This is a genomic window from Flavonifractor sp. AGMB03687 (genome assembly GCF_017811815.1).
Classification (GTDB): Bacteria; Bacillota; Clostridia; order Oscillospirales; family Oscillospiraceae; genus Flavonifractor.
In genome coordinates this window covers 488752-506148 of record NZ_JADKZI010000003.1, presented here as the reverse complement: position 1 = coordinate 506148, position 17397 = coordinate 488752, and the positions used below count along the sequence as shown (strand labels likewise).

At 63.0% G+C, this 17397-nt stretch carries 13 protein-coding genes; 7 read left to right on the top strand and 6 right to left on the bottom strand.

Annotated features, from left to right (window positions below; genetic code table 11):
• Window positions 1–7 precede the first annotated feature (7 nt).
• The 5 genes from rplI to ftsH are packed head-to-tail and all read left to right on the top strand — an operon-like array spanning window position 8 to window position 5786.
• Window positions 8–454, top strand: coding sequence for a 50S ribosomal protein L9 (gene rplI / locus J9789_RS08940; protein ID WP_209344550.1), 447 nt, complete (start codon window positions 8–10; stop codon window positions 452–454).
• A gap of 53 nt (window positions 455–507) precedes the next feature.
• On the top strand, window positions 508–1860 hold the full coding sequence (gene dnaB / locus J9789_RS08935) for a replicative DNA helicase (RefSeq protein ID WP_209344547.1): 1353 nt from the start codon (window positions 508–510) through the stop codon (window positions 1858–1860).
• A gap of 35 nt (window positions 1861–1895) precedes the next feature.
• The gene (gene tilS, locus J9789_RS08930; protein WP_209344545.1) at window positions 1896–3257 is read left to right on the top strand and encodes a tRNA lysidine(34) synthetase TilS; all 1362 of its coding nucleotides are present in this window, start codon (window positions 1896–1898) and stop codon (window positions 3255–3257) included.
• A 7-nt stretch (window positions 3258–3264) separates the two neighbouring features.
• On the top strand, window positions 3265–3819 hold the full coding sequence (gene hpt / locus J9789_RS08925) for a hypoxanthine phosphoribosyltransferase (protein WP_209344543.1): 555 nt from the start codon (window positions 3265–3267) through the stop codon (window positions 3817–3819).
• A 35-nt stretch (window positions 3820–3854) separates the two neighbouring features.
• The gene (ftsH, locus tag J9789_RS08920) at window positions 3855–5786 is read left to right on the top strand and encodes an ATP-dependent zinc metalloprotease FtsH (RefSeq protein WP_209344541.1); all 1932 of its coding nucleotides are present in this window, start codon (window positions 3855–3857) and stop codon (window positions 5784–5786) included.
• A gap of 60 nt (window positions 5787–5846) precedes the next feature.
• On the opposite strand, the gene J9789_RS08915 is transcribed toward ftsH, so the two are convergent.
• The 3 genes from J9789_RS08915 to J9789_RS08905 form a co-directional block, all read right to left on the bottom strand.
• Window positions 5847–7103 (bottom strand): competence/damage-inducible protein A, encoded by a 1257-nt coding sequence (locus J9789_RS08915; protein WP_209344539.1) that lies wholly within the window; start codon window positions 7101–7103, stop codon window positions 5847–5849.
• A 69-nt stretch (window positions 7104–7172) separates the two neighbouring features.
• Window positions 7173–8339: a tRNA uracil 4-sulfurtransferase ThiI gene (gene thiI / locus J9789_RS08910; RefSeq protein ID WP_209344538.1), complete on the bottom strand. Its 1167-nt coding sequence runs from the start codon at window positions 8337–8339 to the stop codon at window positions 7173–7175.
• Window positions 8340–8437: 98 nt separating this feature from the next.
• Window positions 8438–8686, bottom strand: coding sequence for a hypothetical protein (locus tag J9789_RS08905; protein ID WP_209344536.1), 249 nt, complete (start codon window positions 8684–8686; stop codon window positions 8438–8440).
• Window positions 8687–8791: 105 nt separating this feature from the next.
• Between J9789_RS08905 and J9789_RS08900 the strand changes: the two genes are divergently transcribed.
• Entirely contained in the window at window positions 8792–9037 is a 246-nt protein-coding gene (locus J9789_RS08900; RefSeq protein WP_087336950.1) for a helix-turn-helix transcriptional regulator, read from the top strand.
• A 51-nt stretch (window positions 9038–9088) separates the two neighbouring features.
• On the opposite strand, the gene J9789_RS08895 is transcribed toward J9789_RS08900, so the two are convergent.
• Window positions 9089–10606 (bottom strand): YifB family Mg chelatase-like AAA ATPase, encoded by a 1518-nt coding sequence (locus J9789_RS08895; RefSeq protein WP_209344533.1) that lies wholly within the window; start codon window positions 10604–10606, stop codon window positions 9089–9091.
• Window positions 10607–11029: 423 nt separating this feature from the next.
• Here J9789_RS08895 and nifJ point away from each other — a divergent pair, with 423 nt between their 5' ends.
• On the top strand, window positions 11030–14596 hold the full coding sequence (nifJ, locus tag J9789_RS08890) for a pyruvate:ferredoxin (flavodoxin) oxidoreductase (RefSeq protein WP_209344531.1): 3567 nt from the start codon (window positions 11030–11032) through the stop codon (window positions 14594–14596).
• A 118-nt stretch (window positions 14597–14714) separates the two neighbouring features.
• On the opposite strand, the gene ychF is transcribed toward nifJ, so the two are convergent.
• Together ychF and J9789_RS08880 are read right to left on the bottom strand one after the other, a co-directional pair.
• Complete coding sequence (ychF, locus tag J9789_RS08885; protein WP_087390738.1) at window positions 14715–15824, bottom strand: redox-regulated ATPase YchF; 1110 nt, start codon at window positions 15822–15824, stop codon at window positions 14715–14717.
• A gap of 122 nt (window positions 15825–15946) precedes the next feature.
• Entirely contained in the window at window positions 15947–17206 is a 1260-nt protein-coding gene (locus tag J9789_RS08880) for an S-layer homology domain-containing protein (RefSeq protein WP_209344529.1), read from the bottom strand.
• Window positions 17207–17397: the final 191 nt, after the last annotated feature.

Sequence of the window (17397 nt, the reverse complement as noted above, 5' to 3'; positions counted from 1 at the left end):
AATGACCATGAAAGTGATTTTGCAGCAGGACGTGAAGGGCCAGGGCAAGAAGGGCCAGATGATCGAGGCCAGCGACGGCTACGCCCGCAACTTCCTCCTCCCCCGCAAGCTGGCTGTGCTGGCCACCGCGGAGAATATCAACACCATGAAGATGCAGGAGAAGGCCAAGAAGGCCCAGGAGGCCGCTGAGAAGGCCGAGGCCGAGGCCACCGCCGCCAAGCTGAAGGAGCTCTCCGTCAAGGTCACCGCCAAGGCGGGCAACGGCGGCCGGCTCTTCGGCGCCGTCACCACCAAGGAGATCGCCGACGCCCTCAGCGCTCAGCACGGCATCTCCGTCCAGAAGACCAAGATCGTTCAGGACGAGCCCATCAAGGCCTTCGGCACCTACGAGCTGAAGGTGAAGCTGGGCTACGAGGTCACCGGCACCCTGAAGGTGGTCGTGGCCGAGCAGTAAATATGCGTAGGGGCCGATGCCCACATCGGCCCGTTCAGGGGAGGTGAAGGAACATGGCAACCGAAGAGGAACTGCTGCTGCGGCAGATGCCCCACAGCGTGGAGGCCGAGCAGAGCGTGCTGGGCGCCATGCTCATTGACGCCCGCTGCGTGCCGGAGGTCATTGAGGACTTAAAGCCCGAGGACTTCTACCTGCGCACCAACCGGGAGATCTACGAGACCATCTACTCCATGTTCAACTTCTCCCTCACCATTGACCCGGTGACCGTGCTGGACCACATGCGCCAGAACGGGGTGTACGACGAGAACACCTCCCGCAACTATATCCTCCAGCTCATGGAGGTCACCCCCACGGCGGCCAATGTGAAGGAGTATGTGGCCATCGTCAAGGACAAGGCCCTGCTCCGCCGCATCGCCGAGACGGCGGGGGAGCTGACCGCCCTGGTGCAGGAGGGCACCGGCACCGGTCAGGAGGTGCTGGAGGCCGCCGAGCAGCGGGTGTATGCCATCCGCCAGGGCCGCTCCTCCCAGGGGCTGGCCCACATCTCCAGCGTCATCCTCAACGTGTATGAACGGCTCAACGAGCTGGCTCTCAGCGATTCCGCCGTGCCCGGCCTTAGTACCGGCCTGCCCGACGTGGACGCCGCCATCTCCGGCCTGAACAAGTCCGACCTGATCCTGCTGGCCGCCCGACCCGGCATGGGCAAGACCTCCTTCGCCCTGAACATGCTGCTCCACGCGGGCAAGTTCTCCGGCAAGACGGTGGTCTTCTTCTCCCTGGAAATGAGCCGGGAGCAGCTGGCCATGCGCCTCATCTCCGGCGAGGCCTTTGTGGACAACAAGAAGCTGGTCACCGGCAAGCTGGGGGAGGAGGACTGGTCCAAGATTGCCGCCGCCTCGGCCGCCCTCAACCAGACTCAGATCCTCATTGACGATAACCCCTCCCTCAGCGTGGCCGACATGAACGCCAAGTGCCGCCGGGTGGATAATCTGGGATTGGTGGTCATAGACTACCTCCAGCTCATGACCTCCGCCGGCGGCCCCACCCGCAGCAGCGACAACCGGCAGCAGATCGTCTCGGACATCTCCCGTGCCCTGAAGATCATGGCCAAGGAGCTCAACGTGCCGGTGGTCTGTCTGTCCCAGCTGTCCCGTGGTCCCGAAAGCCGCCAGAACAAGCGGCCCATGCTCTCCGACCTGCGTGAGTCGGGCGCCATCGAGCAGGACGCCGATATCGTCCTGTTCCTCTACCGGGACGACTACTACAATGAGACCAGTGAGAACCATAACCTGGCCGAGTGCATCATCGCCAAGAACCGCCACGGCGAGACCGGCACGGTGGAGCTGCAGTGGCTGCCCGAGTACACCACCTTCTCCTCCATCGACCGACGGCATTCGGAGTACTAATCGTTCCTACAGGACTACCATAGGAGAATACCTTTATGCTGGAAGCAGCCAAAGCTCTTTCAACCGAATACGATATGCTCCCCAGGGGAGGCAAGGTGCTGTGCGCCGTCTCCGGCGGGGCCGATTCCATCTGCCTGCTCCACCTGCTCCACAGCCTGTCGGCCGACGGGGACTTCCAGGTGTGCGCCGCCCACTACCACCACGGGATGCGGGGCGCGGACGCGGATGCCGACGCCGCCTTTGTGGAGGGCTTTTGCAAGGAACGGAACATCCCCTGTGTGGTGGAGCATGGCGACGTGTACGGCGAGGCCCGTAACCGGGGGCTGGGTGTGGAGGAGACCGGCCGCCTGCTGCGGTACGAATTCCTCCACCGGACGGCGGAACAGCTGGGGTGCAACCGCATCGCCACCGCCCACAACGCCGACGACAACCTGGAGACCCTGCTGTTCCACCTGACCCGGGGGGCCGGACTCCACGGCCTGGCGGGTATCCCGCCCCGGCGGGGGGAGCTGGTGCGCCCCCTGCTTACCACGCCCCGGGCGGATATCGAGGCCTATCTGGAGGCCCACGGCATCCCCCATGTGGAGGACAGCACCAATGCCGACGACAGCTACGCCCGCAACAAGCTGCGCCATCAGGTGATCCCGGTGCTGCGGGAGCTCAATCCCCGGCTCACCGAGCGGTGCGCCGAGACCATGGGGTATCTGAGAGCGGACAATGACTACCTCAATGCCCAGGCCGCCATGGCCTGTGCCCACGCCCGCTGGGCGGAGGACGACCTGGTCATCGAGGCCCACTACATCGCCGACCTGCCCGCCGCCATCGCCCCCCGGGCGGTGCGCCGCCTGCTGGAGATGACGGGGGACGGCAACACCGACTGCTCCGCCGCCCACCTGAAGGCGGTGGTGGACCTGGCCGTGGGAGACGACCCATCGGCGGTGGCCTTCCTGCCCAACGGGCGGCTGGCCCAGCGGGTGTACAAGGAGCTGCTCATCACCACCCAGGCCGACAACCCGGTCATGACCCCCTGTCCCCTCAACACCGACGGAGAGACTGCCCCGGAGGGCACCGACTGGCGGTGCTCCTGCCGCCCGGTACTCTGTCCCATGGCGGGAGAGGAACGGGCAGGGGCCTGGTACCTGAGCCGGGAGGTGCAGGGTACGCCGGTGTTGCGGCCCCGGAAGACGGGGGATGAGCTGGCCCTGCCGGGCAGGGACACCAAGACCCTGAAAAAGTGGATGATCGACGAGAAAATTCCTCGTCGGGACCGGGACCGCATCCCGGTGCTGGCGGATGAACGGGGCGTACTGGCGGCAGCCGGTCTTGGCCCTCATAGAGAACGTATGGCAAAGCCCGGCCAACCGGCCTGGGAAGTGGTATTTTGGAAGGAAAGGTAAGAGAAGTATGGAACACATCCTGGACAAAGATGTAGAACGAGTCCTCTTTACCGAAGAGGAGCTGAAGAACCGGGTGGCGGAGATCGCCGCCCAGATCGACAAGGACTATGAGGGCAAGGAACCGGTTATCATCAGCGTGCTGCGCGGCTCCTTCGTCTTCATGGCCGACCTGGTACGGCAGATCCACGTGCCCTGCACCGTGGACTTCATGGCGGTGTCCTCCTATGGCTCCGGCACCTCCAGCTCCGGTCAGGTGAAGATCGTCAAGGACCTGTCCGAGCAGATCGAGGGCAAGGACCTGATCGTGGTGGAGGACATTCTGGACAGCGGCAACACCCTGAGCTACCTGCTCCAGCTGCTCCAGGCCCGCAAGCCCGCCTCCGTGCGGCTGTGCACCCTGCTGGATAAGCCCTCCCGCCGGGTGAAGGAAGTAGAGGTCAGCTACTCCGGCTTCTCCATCCCCGACTACTTCGTGGTGGGCTACGGCCTGGATTATGCGGAGAAGTACCGTAACCTGCCCTACATCGGTGTGCTGAAGCCCTCCGTCTACGGCGGGGAATAAGGCGCAAATCTGCCCGGAAAGGACGTGTCTGTCCATTGAAACGCAACGGAAGCCTGCGTGACGTAGGCTTTTATGTACTCATTGCCATCTTACTCATTGTCTCCATCTTTGTGCTCCGGGGGGGCATGAACGCCGGGGACCAGGTCACCTACGGCCAGGTGCGCCGCCTGCTGGAGGAACAGCAGGTGACCCAGGTGGAGGTGGACCACAAGACGGTCACCCTGAAGCTCAAGGAGGCGGTGGGCGGCAAAAACACCGTCACCTATCAGGTGGGCAACCCCCAGTGGTTTTACGATGACTTCAACGACCTGATCGTGGAGCAGATGCGGCAGGGGATCATCACCGACTATGACTACCCCGCCGGATTCGAGCCCCCGTTCTGGATGAGCTTTGTGCCCTGGATCGCCGTGCTGGTGGTCTTCGGCCTGCTGTGGTACTTCATGTTCCTCCGCCAGACCGGCGGGGGTGGGGGCGGCGGAGCCGCCGACCGCACCGCCCGCTTCGGCCGGGCCCGTACCCGCACCGGCGCCGACGAGCAGAAGAAGGTCACCTTTGACGATGTGGCCGGCGCTGAGGAGGAGAAGGGGGAGCTGCGGGAGATCGTGGAGTTCCTCAAGGACCCCCGCCGGTTCCTGGATCTGGGCGCCCGCATCCCCAAGGGCGTGTTGCTGGTGGGCCCTCCCGGTACCGGTAAGACCCTGCTGGCCAAGGCGGTGGCCGGAGAGGCCGGCGTCCACTTCCTGTCCATCTCGGGCTCCGACTTTGTGGAGCTGTACGTGGGCGTAGGCGCCAGCCGTGTCCGCGACCTGTTTGACCAGGCCAAGAAGAACGCTCCCGCCATCGTCTTCATCGACGAGATCGACGCCGTGGGCCGCCAGAGAGGCGCGGGCCTGGGCGGCGGTCACGACGAGCGGGAGCAGACTCTCAACCAGCTGCTGGTGGAGATGGACGGCTTCGGCAACAACGAGGGCGTGGTGGTCATGGCGGCCACCAACCGGCAGGATATCCTGGACCCCGCCCTGCTGCGCCCCGGCCGGTTCGACCGGCAGGTGTACGTGGGCTACCCCGACATCAAGGGCCGTGAGGCCATCCTGAAGGTCCACGCCCGCAACAAGCCCCTGGGCGACAACGTCTCCCTGGCGGAGCTGGCCAAGGGCACCGGCGGCTTCACTGGCGCCGACCTGGAGAACCTGATGAACGAGGCCGCCCTGCTGGCCGCCCGGAAGAAGCAGCACTTTATCCGCATGGAAGACCTGAACGAGGCGGTGATCAAGGTCATCGCCGGCCCGGAGAAGAAGAGCCGGGTGGTCATCGAGCGGGAGCGCAAGCTCACCGCCTACCATGAGGCGGGCCACGCCATCGTCATCCACGACCTGGAGACCCAGGACCCGGTCCATCAGATCACCATCATTCCCCGCGGCATGGCGGGCGGCATGACCATCTCCCTGCCTCAGGAGGATGTGACCTTCCAGTCCAAGCGGCAGCTCACCGAGCGCATCGCCGTCTGCCTGGGCGGCCGTGCCGCCGAGCAGCTGGCCCTGGGCGACATCTCCACCGGCGCGGGCAACGACCTGCAGAAGGCCAGCGCCATCGCCCGCAACATGGTTACCCGCTACGGCATGAGCGACAAGGTGGGCAACGTGGTCTTCGACTCCGGCCACGGCGAGGTATTCATCGGCCGCTCCATGGCCCAGACCAAGAACTACTCCGAAGAGGTGGCCGCCCTCATTGATGAGGAGGTCAAGGGCCTCATCGACGGCGCCTACAACCGCTGTGTGGAGATCCTCTCCGCCCGCCGGAAGGAGCTGGACTTTGTGGCCGACTACCTGCTCCACTATGAGAATATGGACGCCGACACCTTTGCGCTGGTCTTTACCGACCCCGCCGCCGTCCAGCCCCCCGCCGCCTATCAGCAGGTGGAGGAGGAGCAGGAGACCGTATCTCTGGAGAAGAAGAAACAGGACTGATCCGATTCCAAAAGAAAAACACGGTGTATTTTCCAATTTGGAAAATACACCGTGTTTTATTTATTTGATCTCAAGACCGGAGAGATAGCGCCGGGCCAGATCAAAGCCGTGGCTGGCGGCGATGTGGCGGATGCGTTCCCGGCCCATGGACAGGTTCACCTGACGCACCCAGGTGCCGTCGGGGGTGGCCAGACCGATAAATACCAGCCCCACCGGATTGCCCCGCTCATCGGGGTCGGGCCCTGCCACGCCGGTGGTGGAGATGGCCAGGTCGCAGCCCAGCACCTTGCGGGCCCCCTCGGCCATGGCCCGGGCCACCGGTTCGCTGACCGCGCCGTACTGGTCCAGCAGGTCCTGGTCCACGCCCAGCACCGTGTGCTTCACCTCGGTGGCGTAGCTCACCACGCCGCCCCGGAACACGGAGGACACCCCGGCCAGGTCGGTCATCCGCTTGGCCACCAGTCCGCCGGTGCAGCTCTCGGCGGTGCCCAGAGTGAGCCCCTTCTCCTTCAGTAGGGCAAAGACCGCCGCCTCCAGGGAGGGGATATCCACCCCGTAGACCAGGGGCCCGAAGTGGGCTTTCAGGTCTTCCACCACCGGGTCCATCAGGGCGTGGGCGGCCGCCTCGTCGGCGGCCTTGGCGGTGACCCGCAGCTCACACTCCCCCTCCTTGGCGTAGGGAGCCAGGGTGGGATTGGTCATGGCGTTCATCTTCTCCCGCAGCTGGGCCTCCATGGAGGACTCGCCGATGCCGAAGAGCTTCAGGGTGCGGGAGGCGATGACACCGTCGGCCAGCTCCTTCAGGTAGGGGATCACCCGGTGGGTGAACATAGCCTTGCACTCCCGGGGCGGGCCGGGGAGCATAATGACCCGGACGCCGTCCTGTTCAAAGGCCACGCCGGGGGCGGTGCCCCAGTCGTTGTCCAGCACGGTGCAGCCCTCGGGCAGCATGGCCTGCTGGTAGTTGTTGTCCGTCATGGGGCGGTTGGGGTGGATGCGCTGGAAATAGGCCTCGATCCGCTGGGCGGAGGGCTGGTGGAACACCAGCTTTCGGCCAAAGCAGTCGGCCAGCACATTTTTGGTCAGATCGTCGCAGGTGGGGCCCAGGCCGCCGGTGGTGATAATGATATCCGCCCGGGTGCGGGCCAGCTCCACAGCGGCGCGCAGCCGGTCCGGATTGTCCCCCACCACTGTGTGGTAGTAGACGTTGATGCCCAGGGCGCTCAGCCCCTGGGACAGCATCTGGGCATCGGTGTTAGCGATATTGCCCAGCAGCAGCTCGGTGCCCACGGCGATGAGTTCCGCGGTATGAGACATGGGGAAGCACTTCCTTTGTTGGATTGAAAAGAGAGTAGGGGCCGGTCAGCTGCCCGGCCCCTACAACATTTATACCTGGATTCTTTCGATGCCGTCCACGGCAGCCTTCACCAGGCCCTCCACGTCCAGGGCCTCCTCGGCGTGCTCCAGCTCGCCCAGCACCGGGCGGAGACGGGGATGGCGGGGGGTGAACACAGTACAGCAGTCCTCGTAGGGCAGGATGGAGGTTTCAAAGGTATTGATCTTGCGGGCAATGCGCACGATCTCCTCCTTATCCATGCCCACCACGGGGCGCAGGATGGGCAGGGAGCACACGGCGGTGGTGGCCCGCATGGCCTCCATGGTCTGGCTGGCCACCTGGCCCAGGCACTCGCCGGTGACAATGGCGCCGGCGCCGCACCGGGCGGCCACCGCCTCGGCGATGCGCATCATGAACCGGCGCATAAGGACGGTGAACAGCTCCTCGGGGCACTTGCGCCTTAACTCCTCCTGGATGGCGGTGAAGGGCACCACATGGACGGTGAGCCGTCCGCACCAGGGGGTGAGCAGCTTGGCCAGGTCCAGCACCTTCTGCTTGGCCTCCTCGGAGGTGTAGGGGTAGGAGAAGAAGTGGACCATTTCCAGGGCGATGCCCCGCTTGGCGATCATCCAGGAGGCCACCGGGGAGTCGATGCCGCCGGACAGCAGGCTCACCGCGCGGCCGCCCACACCCACCGGCAGTCCGCCGGCGCCCGGCTCGGGGTCGGCGTGAACATAGGCGGCGTAGTCCCGTACTTCAAGATAGACAGTGAGCTCCGGATGGTGCACGTCCACCTTCAGGTTGGGGTACTTCTCGTCCAGCTCGCCGCCCACATACTGGGACAGCTGGATGGAGGTCATGGGGAATGTCTTGTCGGCCCGCTTGGACTCCACCTTGAAGGTCTTGGCGGCGGCCAGCTTGTCCCCCAGGTACTCAATGGCGGTCTGGAGCATGGCGTCGGCGTCCTTCTCACAGGCACGGGCCCGGCTCAGGCCCACCACGCCGAATAGCTTGGTCATGGCCTCCCAGGCTCCATCCAGGTCGCAGTCGTCGTTCTTAGGCTCCACATACATGGTGGACTGCTTGCAGTACACCTTAAAATCACCGTGATGCTTCAGACGGCGCTTGGCGTTGGCGATCAGCTTATCCTCAAAGGTGCGGCGGTTCAGGCCCTTCAGGACCAGCTCCCCCAGCTTCAGCAGAATGATCTCGTTCATGGTAATTCCTCTTTCAGTCGTTCATTCGGTAATCGAAAGCCATTATAGCGAAATCCCGGTGGAATGTCCAGAAAAATGGGACTTATATTGATGGAATTCTATCCAAAATCGTGTCTGCTGCCGCAGTTGGAGCCAATCTGCTCAAACAGACAGACGATACGTTCGATCTTTTCAAAGCATTCCGGGTCGCTCAGACTGTCATCGCGCAGAATTTCTCTGATTTGACACAGTGCCTGGTAGCTGGATGCTTCCACCATCTCTTGAGCGGTCAGGGTTAAATCCGGGAAAGTGACACGAATCTGCTGCCGCTCCAAAAGCTTCGACAAAAGCTGGATAGCCAAATCCATAAAATTATCCTCCTTATACGCAAGTGGACCGAAACTGGTCCTATTATATCACCTCAAATTCATAGAATAAAGAAAAAGGACTCAAATCAGTCCGGAGGTGAGGGCTTGGAGGAGCAAAAGATCAAACAGGACCAGATCCAGATCGGCAGAAACATCCGGCGGCTGCGTCTGGAGAAAAAGCTGGGACAGACGGAACTGGCAAACAAGCTGCAGCTGGAGGGCGTGGACATGACCCGGGAAGCGCTGGTTAAGATCGAGCGGGGAATTCAGCATATCTCAGCCACGCAGTTGAAAGCCATCCGGGATGTACTGCAAACCAGCTATGATGAACTATTGAAAGAGACCCCCTGACCAGGATCGGTCAGGGGGCCTTATCTTTTAGAACGTCAGATATCTGCCTTATTACCGCCGGAGCAGGGCGCTCTCCCGGTACTGGATGGCCTCCGCCAGATGCTCCACCCCAATCTCCTCCGCTCCATCCAGGTCGGCGATGGTGCGGGCCACCCGGAGGATGCGGTCATAGCTGCGGGCGGTGAGGCCCATTCGGTCAAAGGCCCCCTTGATGAGGGCGGTGCCCGCCTCGTCCAGCCGGCAGAACCGGGCCAGCTCCTGCTGGCCCATGTGGGCGTTGCAGTCGGGGCCATCCGGCCCGAAGCGGGCGGTCTGGATGGCCCGGGCGGTGTTGACCCGGGCTTTGATGACAGCGGAGGGTTCCGCGTCGGGCCGCCGGGACAGCTGGTCGAAGTCCAGGGGCGGCACCTCCACGTACAGGTCGATGCGGTCCAGCAGGGGCCCGGACAGCTTGCCCAGGTACTTCTCCACCGCCTGGTGGGTGCAGCGGCACCGGTCCGAGTAGCCATACCAGCCGCACTTGCAGGGGTTCATGGCGCACACCAGCATGAATTGGGCGGGAAAACGGCCGCTGCCCGCCGCCCGGCTGATGACCACCTGGCCCTCCTCCAGGGGCTGGCGCAGGGTCTCCAGCACGTCCTTGTGGAACTCGGGCAGCTCATCCAGGAAGAGCACCCCGTTGTGGGCCAGGGAGATCTCTCCCGGCCGGGGCAAGGGAGAGCCGCCTCCCGCCATGCCGGTGGCCGAGATGGAATGGTGAGGGGCCCGGAAGGGCCGGTGGAGGAGCAGGGGGTGCTGGGCGTCGGTGAGTCCCATCACCGAGTGGACGGCGGTGGCTCCCAGGGCCTCCCGCCGGGTCATGTCGGGCAGGATGGAGGGCAGGCGGCGGGCCAACATGGATTTGCCCGACCCCGGCGGGCCCACCATGGCCAGATTGTGGCCGCCGGCGGCGGCGATCTCCAGGGCCCGCTTGCCGTTCTCCTGGCCCTTCACGTCGGCGAAGTCCAGCTCCGCCTCCACGTCGGTGCCGGGAGTCCAGGGGTCGGCGGGGAGGATGGGGGTCTCCCCCCGCAGGTGGGCCACCAGCTGAGAGACGCTCTCCACCGGATAGACCTTTAGTTCCCCGGCCAGGGTGGCCTCAGCGGCGGAGGGGGCGGGGACATAGAGTTCTTTGATGCCGGCCTTGCGGGCGGCCAGGGCCATGGGCAGCATGCCGGGAATGGGCCGCAGCTGCCCCGACAGGGACAGCTCCCCCACAAAGGCACAGGGGGAGGCGGGCAGGCGGAGCTGTTCCCCCGCCGCCAGGATACCCACCAGAATGGGCAGGTCGTACACCGTGCCCCCCTTCTTCCGGTCCGCCGGGGCCAGGTTGACCGTGATACGGGAGACCGGGAAGGAGAAGCCGCAGTTTTTGATGGCGGCACGCACCCGGTCCCGGGCCTCCTTCACCGCCGCGTCGGGCAGGCCCACGATCTCAAAGGCGGGCAGGCCGCTGGACAGGTCGCACTCCGCCCGCACCTCGTAGCCCGAGATGCCGGTCAGACCCAGAGAACGCACTTCGCAGAGCATAGCATCACCGTCTTCCCATGTGTTTACCGGCATTATACCACGGCCGGAAATTTTCGCCAAGACGGGGCGGCGCGAGCGGGGGAAAAAGAGATGGAAAATGGTAAAAAATAGGGAGTTTAAATAGAACGTACAGTCTAGTACAACGGGTTCAGCAGATACACCGAGTTGCGTATTTTTTGCGGGGAAAAGCGGAAAAAACCGGGCGAAATCCTAGGGATTTTAAAATAGGAAGAAAATTTTCACAGATAAGTAAGATTTGATTTACAAACGGTTTGGATGGTGTTACAATGAAGGCGCTCCAAGAAAGTTTCTTTCTGGTAAGCGGGGAAAAAGCCAGGGTAATGGGAATCCGGCCCGGTCTCAAGGCGAGGCGGGGACCGATTCCCATTGCCCTGGAACAATGAATAAGGAGGAATCGTTTTCATGGCGAGAAAGCTGAAATCCATGGACGGCAACACCGCAGCCGCCCACGTGTCCTACGCCTTTACCGAGGTCGCCGGCATCTACCCCATCACCCCGTCCAGCCCCATGGCTGATAACGTGGACCAGTGGGCTGCTCAGGGCCGCAAGAACATCTTCGGTACCACCGTCAACGTGGTGGAGATGCAGTCTGAGGCCGGTGCTGCCGGTACCGTTCACGGCTCCCTGGCCGCCGGTGCTCTGACCACCACCTACACCGCCTCTCAGGGCCTGCTGCTCATGATCCCCAACATGTACAAGCTGGCCGGCGAGCTGATGCCCACCGTGTTCCACGTGTCCGCTCGTACCGTGGCTACCCACGCTCTGAACATCTTCGGTGATCACTCCGACGTCATGGCCTGCCGTCAGACCGGCTTTGCCATGCTGTGTGAGTCCAATCCTCAGGAGGTCATGGACCTGGGCGCCGTTGCCCACCTGGCCGCCATCAAGGGCCGCGTTCCCTTCATCAACTTCTTCGATGGTTTCCGTACCTCCCACGAGATCCAGAAGATCGCCATCTGGGACTACGATGACCTGAAGGACATGGTGGACATGGACGCTGTGGAAGCCTTCCGCAAGCGCGCCCTGAACCCCGAGCGTCCTGTGATGCGCGGTTCTCATGAGAACGGCGACATCTTCTTCCAGCACCGCGAGGCCGCCAACAAGTACTACGACGCCATCCCCGGCATCGTCGAGGAGTACATGGGCAAGGTCAACGAGAAGCTGGGCACTAACTATCAGCTGTTCAACTACTATGGCGCTCCCGACGCTGACCGCGTCATCATCGCCATGGGTTCCATCTGCGACGTGGCCGAGGAAGTCATCGACTACCTGAACGCGCACGGCGAGAAGGTCGGCCTGGTGAAGGTCCGCCTGTATCGTCCTTTCCGCGCCGACAAGCTGCTGGAGGCCATTCCTGCCACCGCCACCAAGATCGCTGTTCTGGACCGCACCAAGGAGCCCGGCGCTCTGGGCGATCCTCTGTACCTGGACGTTGTCACCGCCTTTGCCAACGCTGGCCGTCAGGCTACCATCATCGGCGGCCGCTACGGCCTGGGCTCCAAGGATACTCCTCCCAGCAACGTGTTTGCCGTGTATGAGGAGCTGACCCGCGAGAACCCCAAGCGCCAGTTCACCGTGGGCATCGTGGACGACGTGACCTTCACCTCCCTGGAGGAGAAGCCCGCTCCCAACACCGCTGCTCCCGGCACCATCGAGTGCAAGTTCTGGGGCCTGGGCGGCGACGGTACCGTTGGCGCCAACAAGAACTCCATCAAGATCATCGGCGACCATACCGACAAGTACGTTCAGGCGTACTTCCAGTATGACTCCAAGAAGACCGGCGGCGTGACCATCAGCCACCTGCGCTTCGGCGATCAGCCCATCCGCGCTCCCTACTACATCAACAAGGCCGACTTCGTGGCCTGCCACGTGCCCGCTTACATCGTCAAGGGCTTCCCCATGGTCCGCGACGTCAAGGACGGCGGCGTGTTCCTGATCAACTGCCAGTGGAGCGATGAGGAGCTGGATCACCACATGCCCGCCGTGGCCAAGCGCTACATTGCCGAGCACAACATCCAGGTCTACACCATCAACGCCATCGACCTGGCCATCGAGATCGGCATGGGCAAGCGTACCAACACCATCCTGCAGTCCGCTTTCTTCAAGCTGGCTAAGGTTATGCCCGAGGCTGAGGCCATCCAGTACATGAAGGACGCTGCCACCCACTCCTACCTGAAGAAGGGCCAGGACGTGGTTGACATGAACCACAAGGCCATCGACGCCGGCGCCACCGCCTTCCACAAGTTCGAGGTGCCCGCTTCCTGGGCTACCGCTGAGGACAAGCCCGTTGAGGAGCACCTGGAGGGCAATGCCGACACCGTGAAGATGGTGAAGGACATCATGGAGCCCGTGGGCCGCATGGACGGCGACAGCCTGCCTGTTTCCGCCTTTGTCAACGGCCACGAGGACGGCACCTTCTGCCAGGGCGCTTCCGCCTACGAGAAGCGCGGCGTGGCCGTGTCCGTGCCCGAGTGGGATGCCTCCAAGTGTATCCAGTGTAACCAGTGCTCCTACGTCTGCCCCCACGCCACCATCCGTCCCTTCGCTCTCTCCGAGGAGGAGGCCAAGAACGCCCCCGCTCAGGCGAAGATCGTGGACATCAAGGCCGGCAAGGGCAAGGGCGTTTACAAGTTCGCCCTGGCTGTCAGCCCCCTGGACTGCATGGGCTGCACCGTCTGCGTGAGCACCTGCCCCGTGAAGGCTCTGACCATGAAGCCCCAGGAGTCCCAGGCTGCCGAGCAGGAAGTCTTCGACTACATGGTGGCCAAGGTTGCCCCCAAGGCCGACGTGGAGGATATCGCCACTGTCAAGGGCAGCCAGTTCAAGCAGCCTCTGCTTGAGTTCTCCGGCTCCTGCGCCGGCTGTGCTGAGACCGCCTATGCCCGCCTGATCACTCAGGTGTGCGGCGACCGGATGTTCGTCTCCAACGCTACCGGTTGTTCCTCCATCTGGGGCGGCCCCGCTGCTACCTCTCCCTACACCGTCAACAAGGAGGGCAAGGGTCCCGCTTGGGCCAACTCCCTGTTCGAGGATAACGCTGAGCACGGTCTGGGCCTGTACCTGGGCCAGAAGGCCATCCGTGACCGCCTGGCTGACATGACCCGCCAGCTGATCGCCATCGACTATGTCGACGAGACCATCGCTGCTGCCGCTCAGAAGTGGCTGGACACCATGGAGGACGGCGCCGCCAACGGCGAGGCCGCCAAGGCTTACATCGCCGCCATGGAGGGCCACAAGGCTCAGGGCGAGGGCTGCGACTGCGAGGCCTGCAAGCTGGTCCGCGAGATCCTGAAGGAGAAGGAGTACCTGAACAAGAAGTCCGTCTGGATCTTCGGCGGCGACGGCTGGGCCTACGACATCGGTTACGGCGGCCTGGATCACGTCATCGCTTCCGGTGAGGACGTCAACATCTTCGTGTTCGACACCGAGGTGTACTCCAACACCGGCGGACAGGCTTCCAAGTCCTCCAACATCGGCCAGGTGGCTCAGTTCGCCGCTGCCGGTAAGACCCAGCCCAAGAAGAGCCTGGCTGAGATCGCCATGCAGTATGGCTACGTCTACGTGGCTCAGATCGCCATGGGCGCCAACCCCAACCAGACTCTGAAGGCCATCACCGAGGCCGAGGCCTATCATGGTCCTTCCCTGGTCATCGGCTACGCTCCCTGTGAGATGCACAGCATCAAGGGCGGCATGGCCAACTGCCAGCAGGAGATGAAGAAGGCTGTTGACTGCGGCTACTGGAACCTGTTCCGGTACAACCCCGCTCTCAAGGCCGAGGGCAAGAACCCCTTCACCCTGGACTCCAAGGCCCCCGCTGGCGGCTATCAGGAGTTCCTGATGAACGAGGCTCGTTACTCCTCCCTGACCCGTGCCTTCCCCGATCGCGCCAAGGAGCTCTTCGCTCAGAACGAAGAGGCTGCCAAGGAGCGTTGGGAGCACCTGACCCGTCTGGTGGAGCTGTACAAGTAATTAGAACCACCAAGACCCCCGGGCAACAGCCCGGGGGTCTTTTTATTTGGAATATCTGAGGAATAAAAAACAGCCCCCAGAGCCGCTTTGCAGCTCTGGGGGCTATTTTTTGCATCAATTACACGTTGAAGCGGAACAGGACGATATCGCCGTCCTTCATGACGTATTCCTTGCCCTCGGAACGGACCAGGCCCTTTTCCTTGGCGCCGTTCATGGAGCCGCAGGCCATCAGGTCGTCGAAGTTGACCACCTCGGCGCGGATGAAGCCGCGCTCGAAGTCGGTGTGGATCTTACCGGCGGCCTGGGGAGCCTTGGTGCCCTTCTTGATGGTCCAGGCACGGCACTCGTCCTCGCCGGAGGTGAGGAAGGAGATGAGGCCCAGCAGGGCGTAGCTGGCCTTGATGAGCCGGTCCAGGCCGGACTCGGCGATGCCCAGATCGTCCAGGAACATCTTCTTTTCGTCGGCGTCCAGCTCGGCGATCTCGGCTTCCAGCTTGGCGCACACGGGAATCACCTGAGCGCCCTCCTTGGCGGCCAGATCCTCCACGATCTTGTAGTAGGCGTTGCTGTGGCAGTCGGCAAAGCCGTCCTCGTCTAGGTTGGCAGCGTAGATGATGGGCTTCAGGGAGAGCAGCTCGGCGGTGGCAATGATGGCGGCGTCGTCCTCGTCGCACTCAAAAGAGCGGGCAGAGTTGCCGTCGTTGAGCCAATCCTTCAGAGCGGTGAACACCTCCACCTCCCGGAGGTACTTCTTGTCGCCCTTGGCGGCCTTCTGGGCCTTGTCGATGCGGCGCTCCACCATCTCCACGTCGGCCATGATGAGCTCGATGTCGATGACACCGATGTCCCCGGCGGGGTCCACCGGCACGTTGGTGCTGGTGTCGGCTACGACGTGCATGATGTTCTCGTCGTCAAAGCAGCGCACCACATGGACGATGGCGTCGCATTCCCGGATGTTGGCCAGGAACTTGTTGCCCAGGCCCTGGCCCTGGCTGGCGCCCTTGACCAGACCGGCGATGTCCACGAACTCCACCACGGCGGGGGTGGTCTTCTTGGGGTGATACATCTCGGTCAGAGCATCCAGGCGGGCGTCGGGCACCGCCACCACGCCCACATTGGGGTCAATGGTGCAGAAGGGGTAGTTGGCGCTCTCGGCGCCGGCGTTGGTGATGGCGTTGAAAAGGGTCGATTTGCCCACGTTGGGCAGACCCACGATACCTAATTTCATCGGTCAGTTACCCTCTTTCGGCGTATTAGCCCCAGTATTATATCTTATCCGCCTGAAAATTACAAGTGTTCCGGACCATCCCGTGGAGACGGAGACAAAATACCGGCCTGGCAGTCGGAACGTCAGCCGCCCATGTAGGAGAAGTGCATGTAGTCGTGATAGCCCTCGGAATCATCGCTGTCCCAGGCCCAGGCGTCGCCGCCCCAACTCCAGCCGTGGGCCTCAAAGATGCGCACCACCGAGCTGTCCGGGGCAATGGAGTAGGGGTTGGTCCCCGGCTCCCAGCAGGTACCCGCCATGATCTGGCCGTCCCGGATCTGGTAGTTCTCGTTGGAGTTGATGTCGATGGCGGTGCCGCAGTTGTGCTCGCCGGTGGTGCCCTCCACGTAGCGGAAGCAGCCCAGAGCGTTCATGGGGAACTGCTCCGGGTCATTATAGATCTCAGTAAAGATGGCCACGATGTCGTCGGCCAGGGCGGTGTGGACCTGGAGGGTGGCGGTGGAGGGAGACTTCACGCCGTTGGACAGCCGCCAGATGGTCACCGTGACGGTGACCATGTTGGCCTGGGCCTCCTCCAGACTGTCAAAGCGGCGCTTGGCGGTGTCGCCGAAGAGCAGCTGGTGCTTGGCCGGATTTTCGCCCAGCATGGTGAGCCAGTCCTCATCCGTCCAGTAGTCCCCGCCGCCGGGCTCGGTGATCTCAGGCTCCTCCGGTTCCTCCGGCTCTTCCGGGACTTCCGGCACCGTGGCGGTCTCCTCCGCTGCGTCCAGGGTGCGCATCAGCAGCACCGTGCCGTCACAGCGCTGGATGGGATCGAGCCGGCCGAAGGAGCCGTCCGGCTTGCCGGTGGAGATGCCCAGGTCGGACAGGGCGTACACCGCCACCTGATGGATGGCGTCCATCTCGCCGGAGTCGGTAAAGGTCAGATTAGCGCTGAGAATACCGGCATATTGGGCCTGGATGTTCTCCGGCAGGGCCCGGTAGAGGAGTACCGCCGCGTCCTCCCGGGTGATGCCCCCGCTCAGGGTCTCCGGGGTGACGCTCAGTCCGTCCTCTGTCCGCAGAATGCCCGCCATGGCCGCGGCGGCGTAGCCCGCCGTGTCCCAGGCCAGGCCCTGTTCCTGGGCCTGCTGGTACAGGTCGGGGACAAAGGCGCGAGTGGTCATAGCCAGGAACTGGCCCCAGGTCATGGTGAGGGAGGGGGCCAGCTGATTGCCGCCGATGCCCTGGAGAATGCCCAAATCCACCGCCCGGGTCATCTGCTCATAGGCCCAGTGGCTTTCGTCCAGATCGGTATAGTCCGCCGCCCGGGCGGAAACCATAGGGGAAAGGGTCAGAAATCCGGCCAGCACCAGAATGCCGGCCCGCGCTTTACCATTCATGCCGAATCGCTCCTTTTCTCTCTATATTCTTTATTATTTTAGTGTAGCTCGACAAAAAATGCAATGAGGGAGGCTGGAAAATTGACCCTTTACAAAAACTAAAATGTGCAGTATAATCTAACAACCGACACTGACGCAAAAGGGGTAACAGCCTGACGGGGAAGGGTCGCCGGACAGAACGAATGTATGCT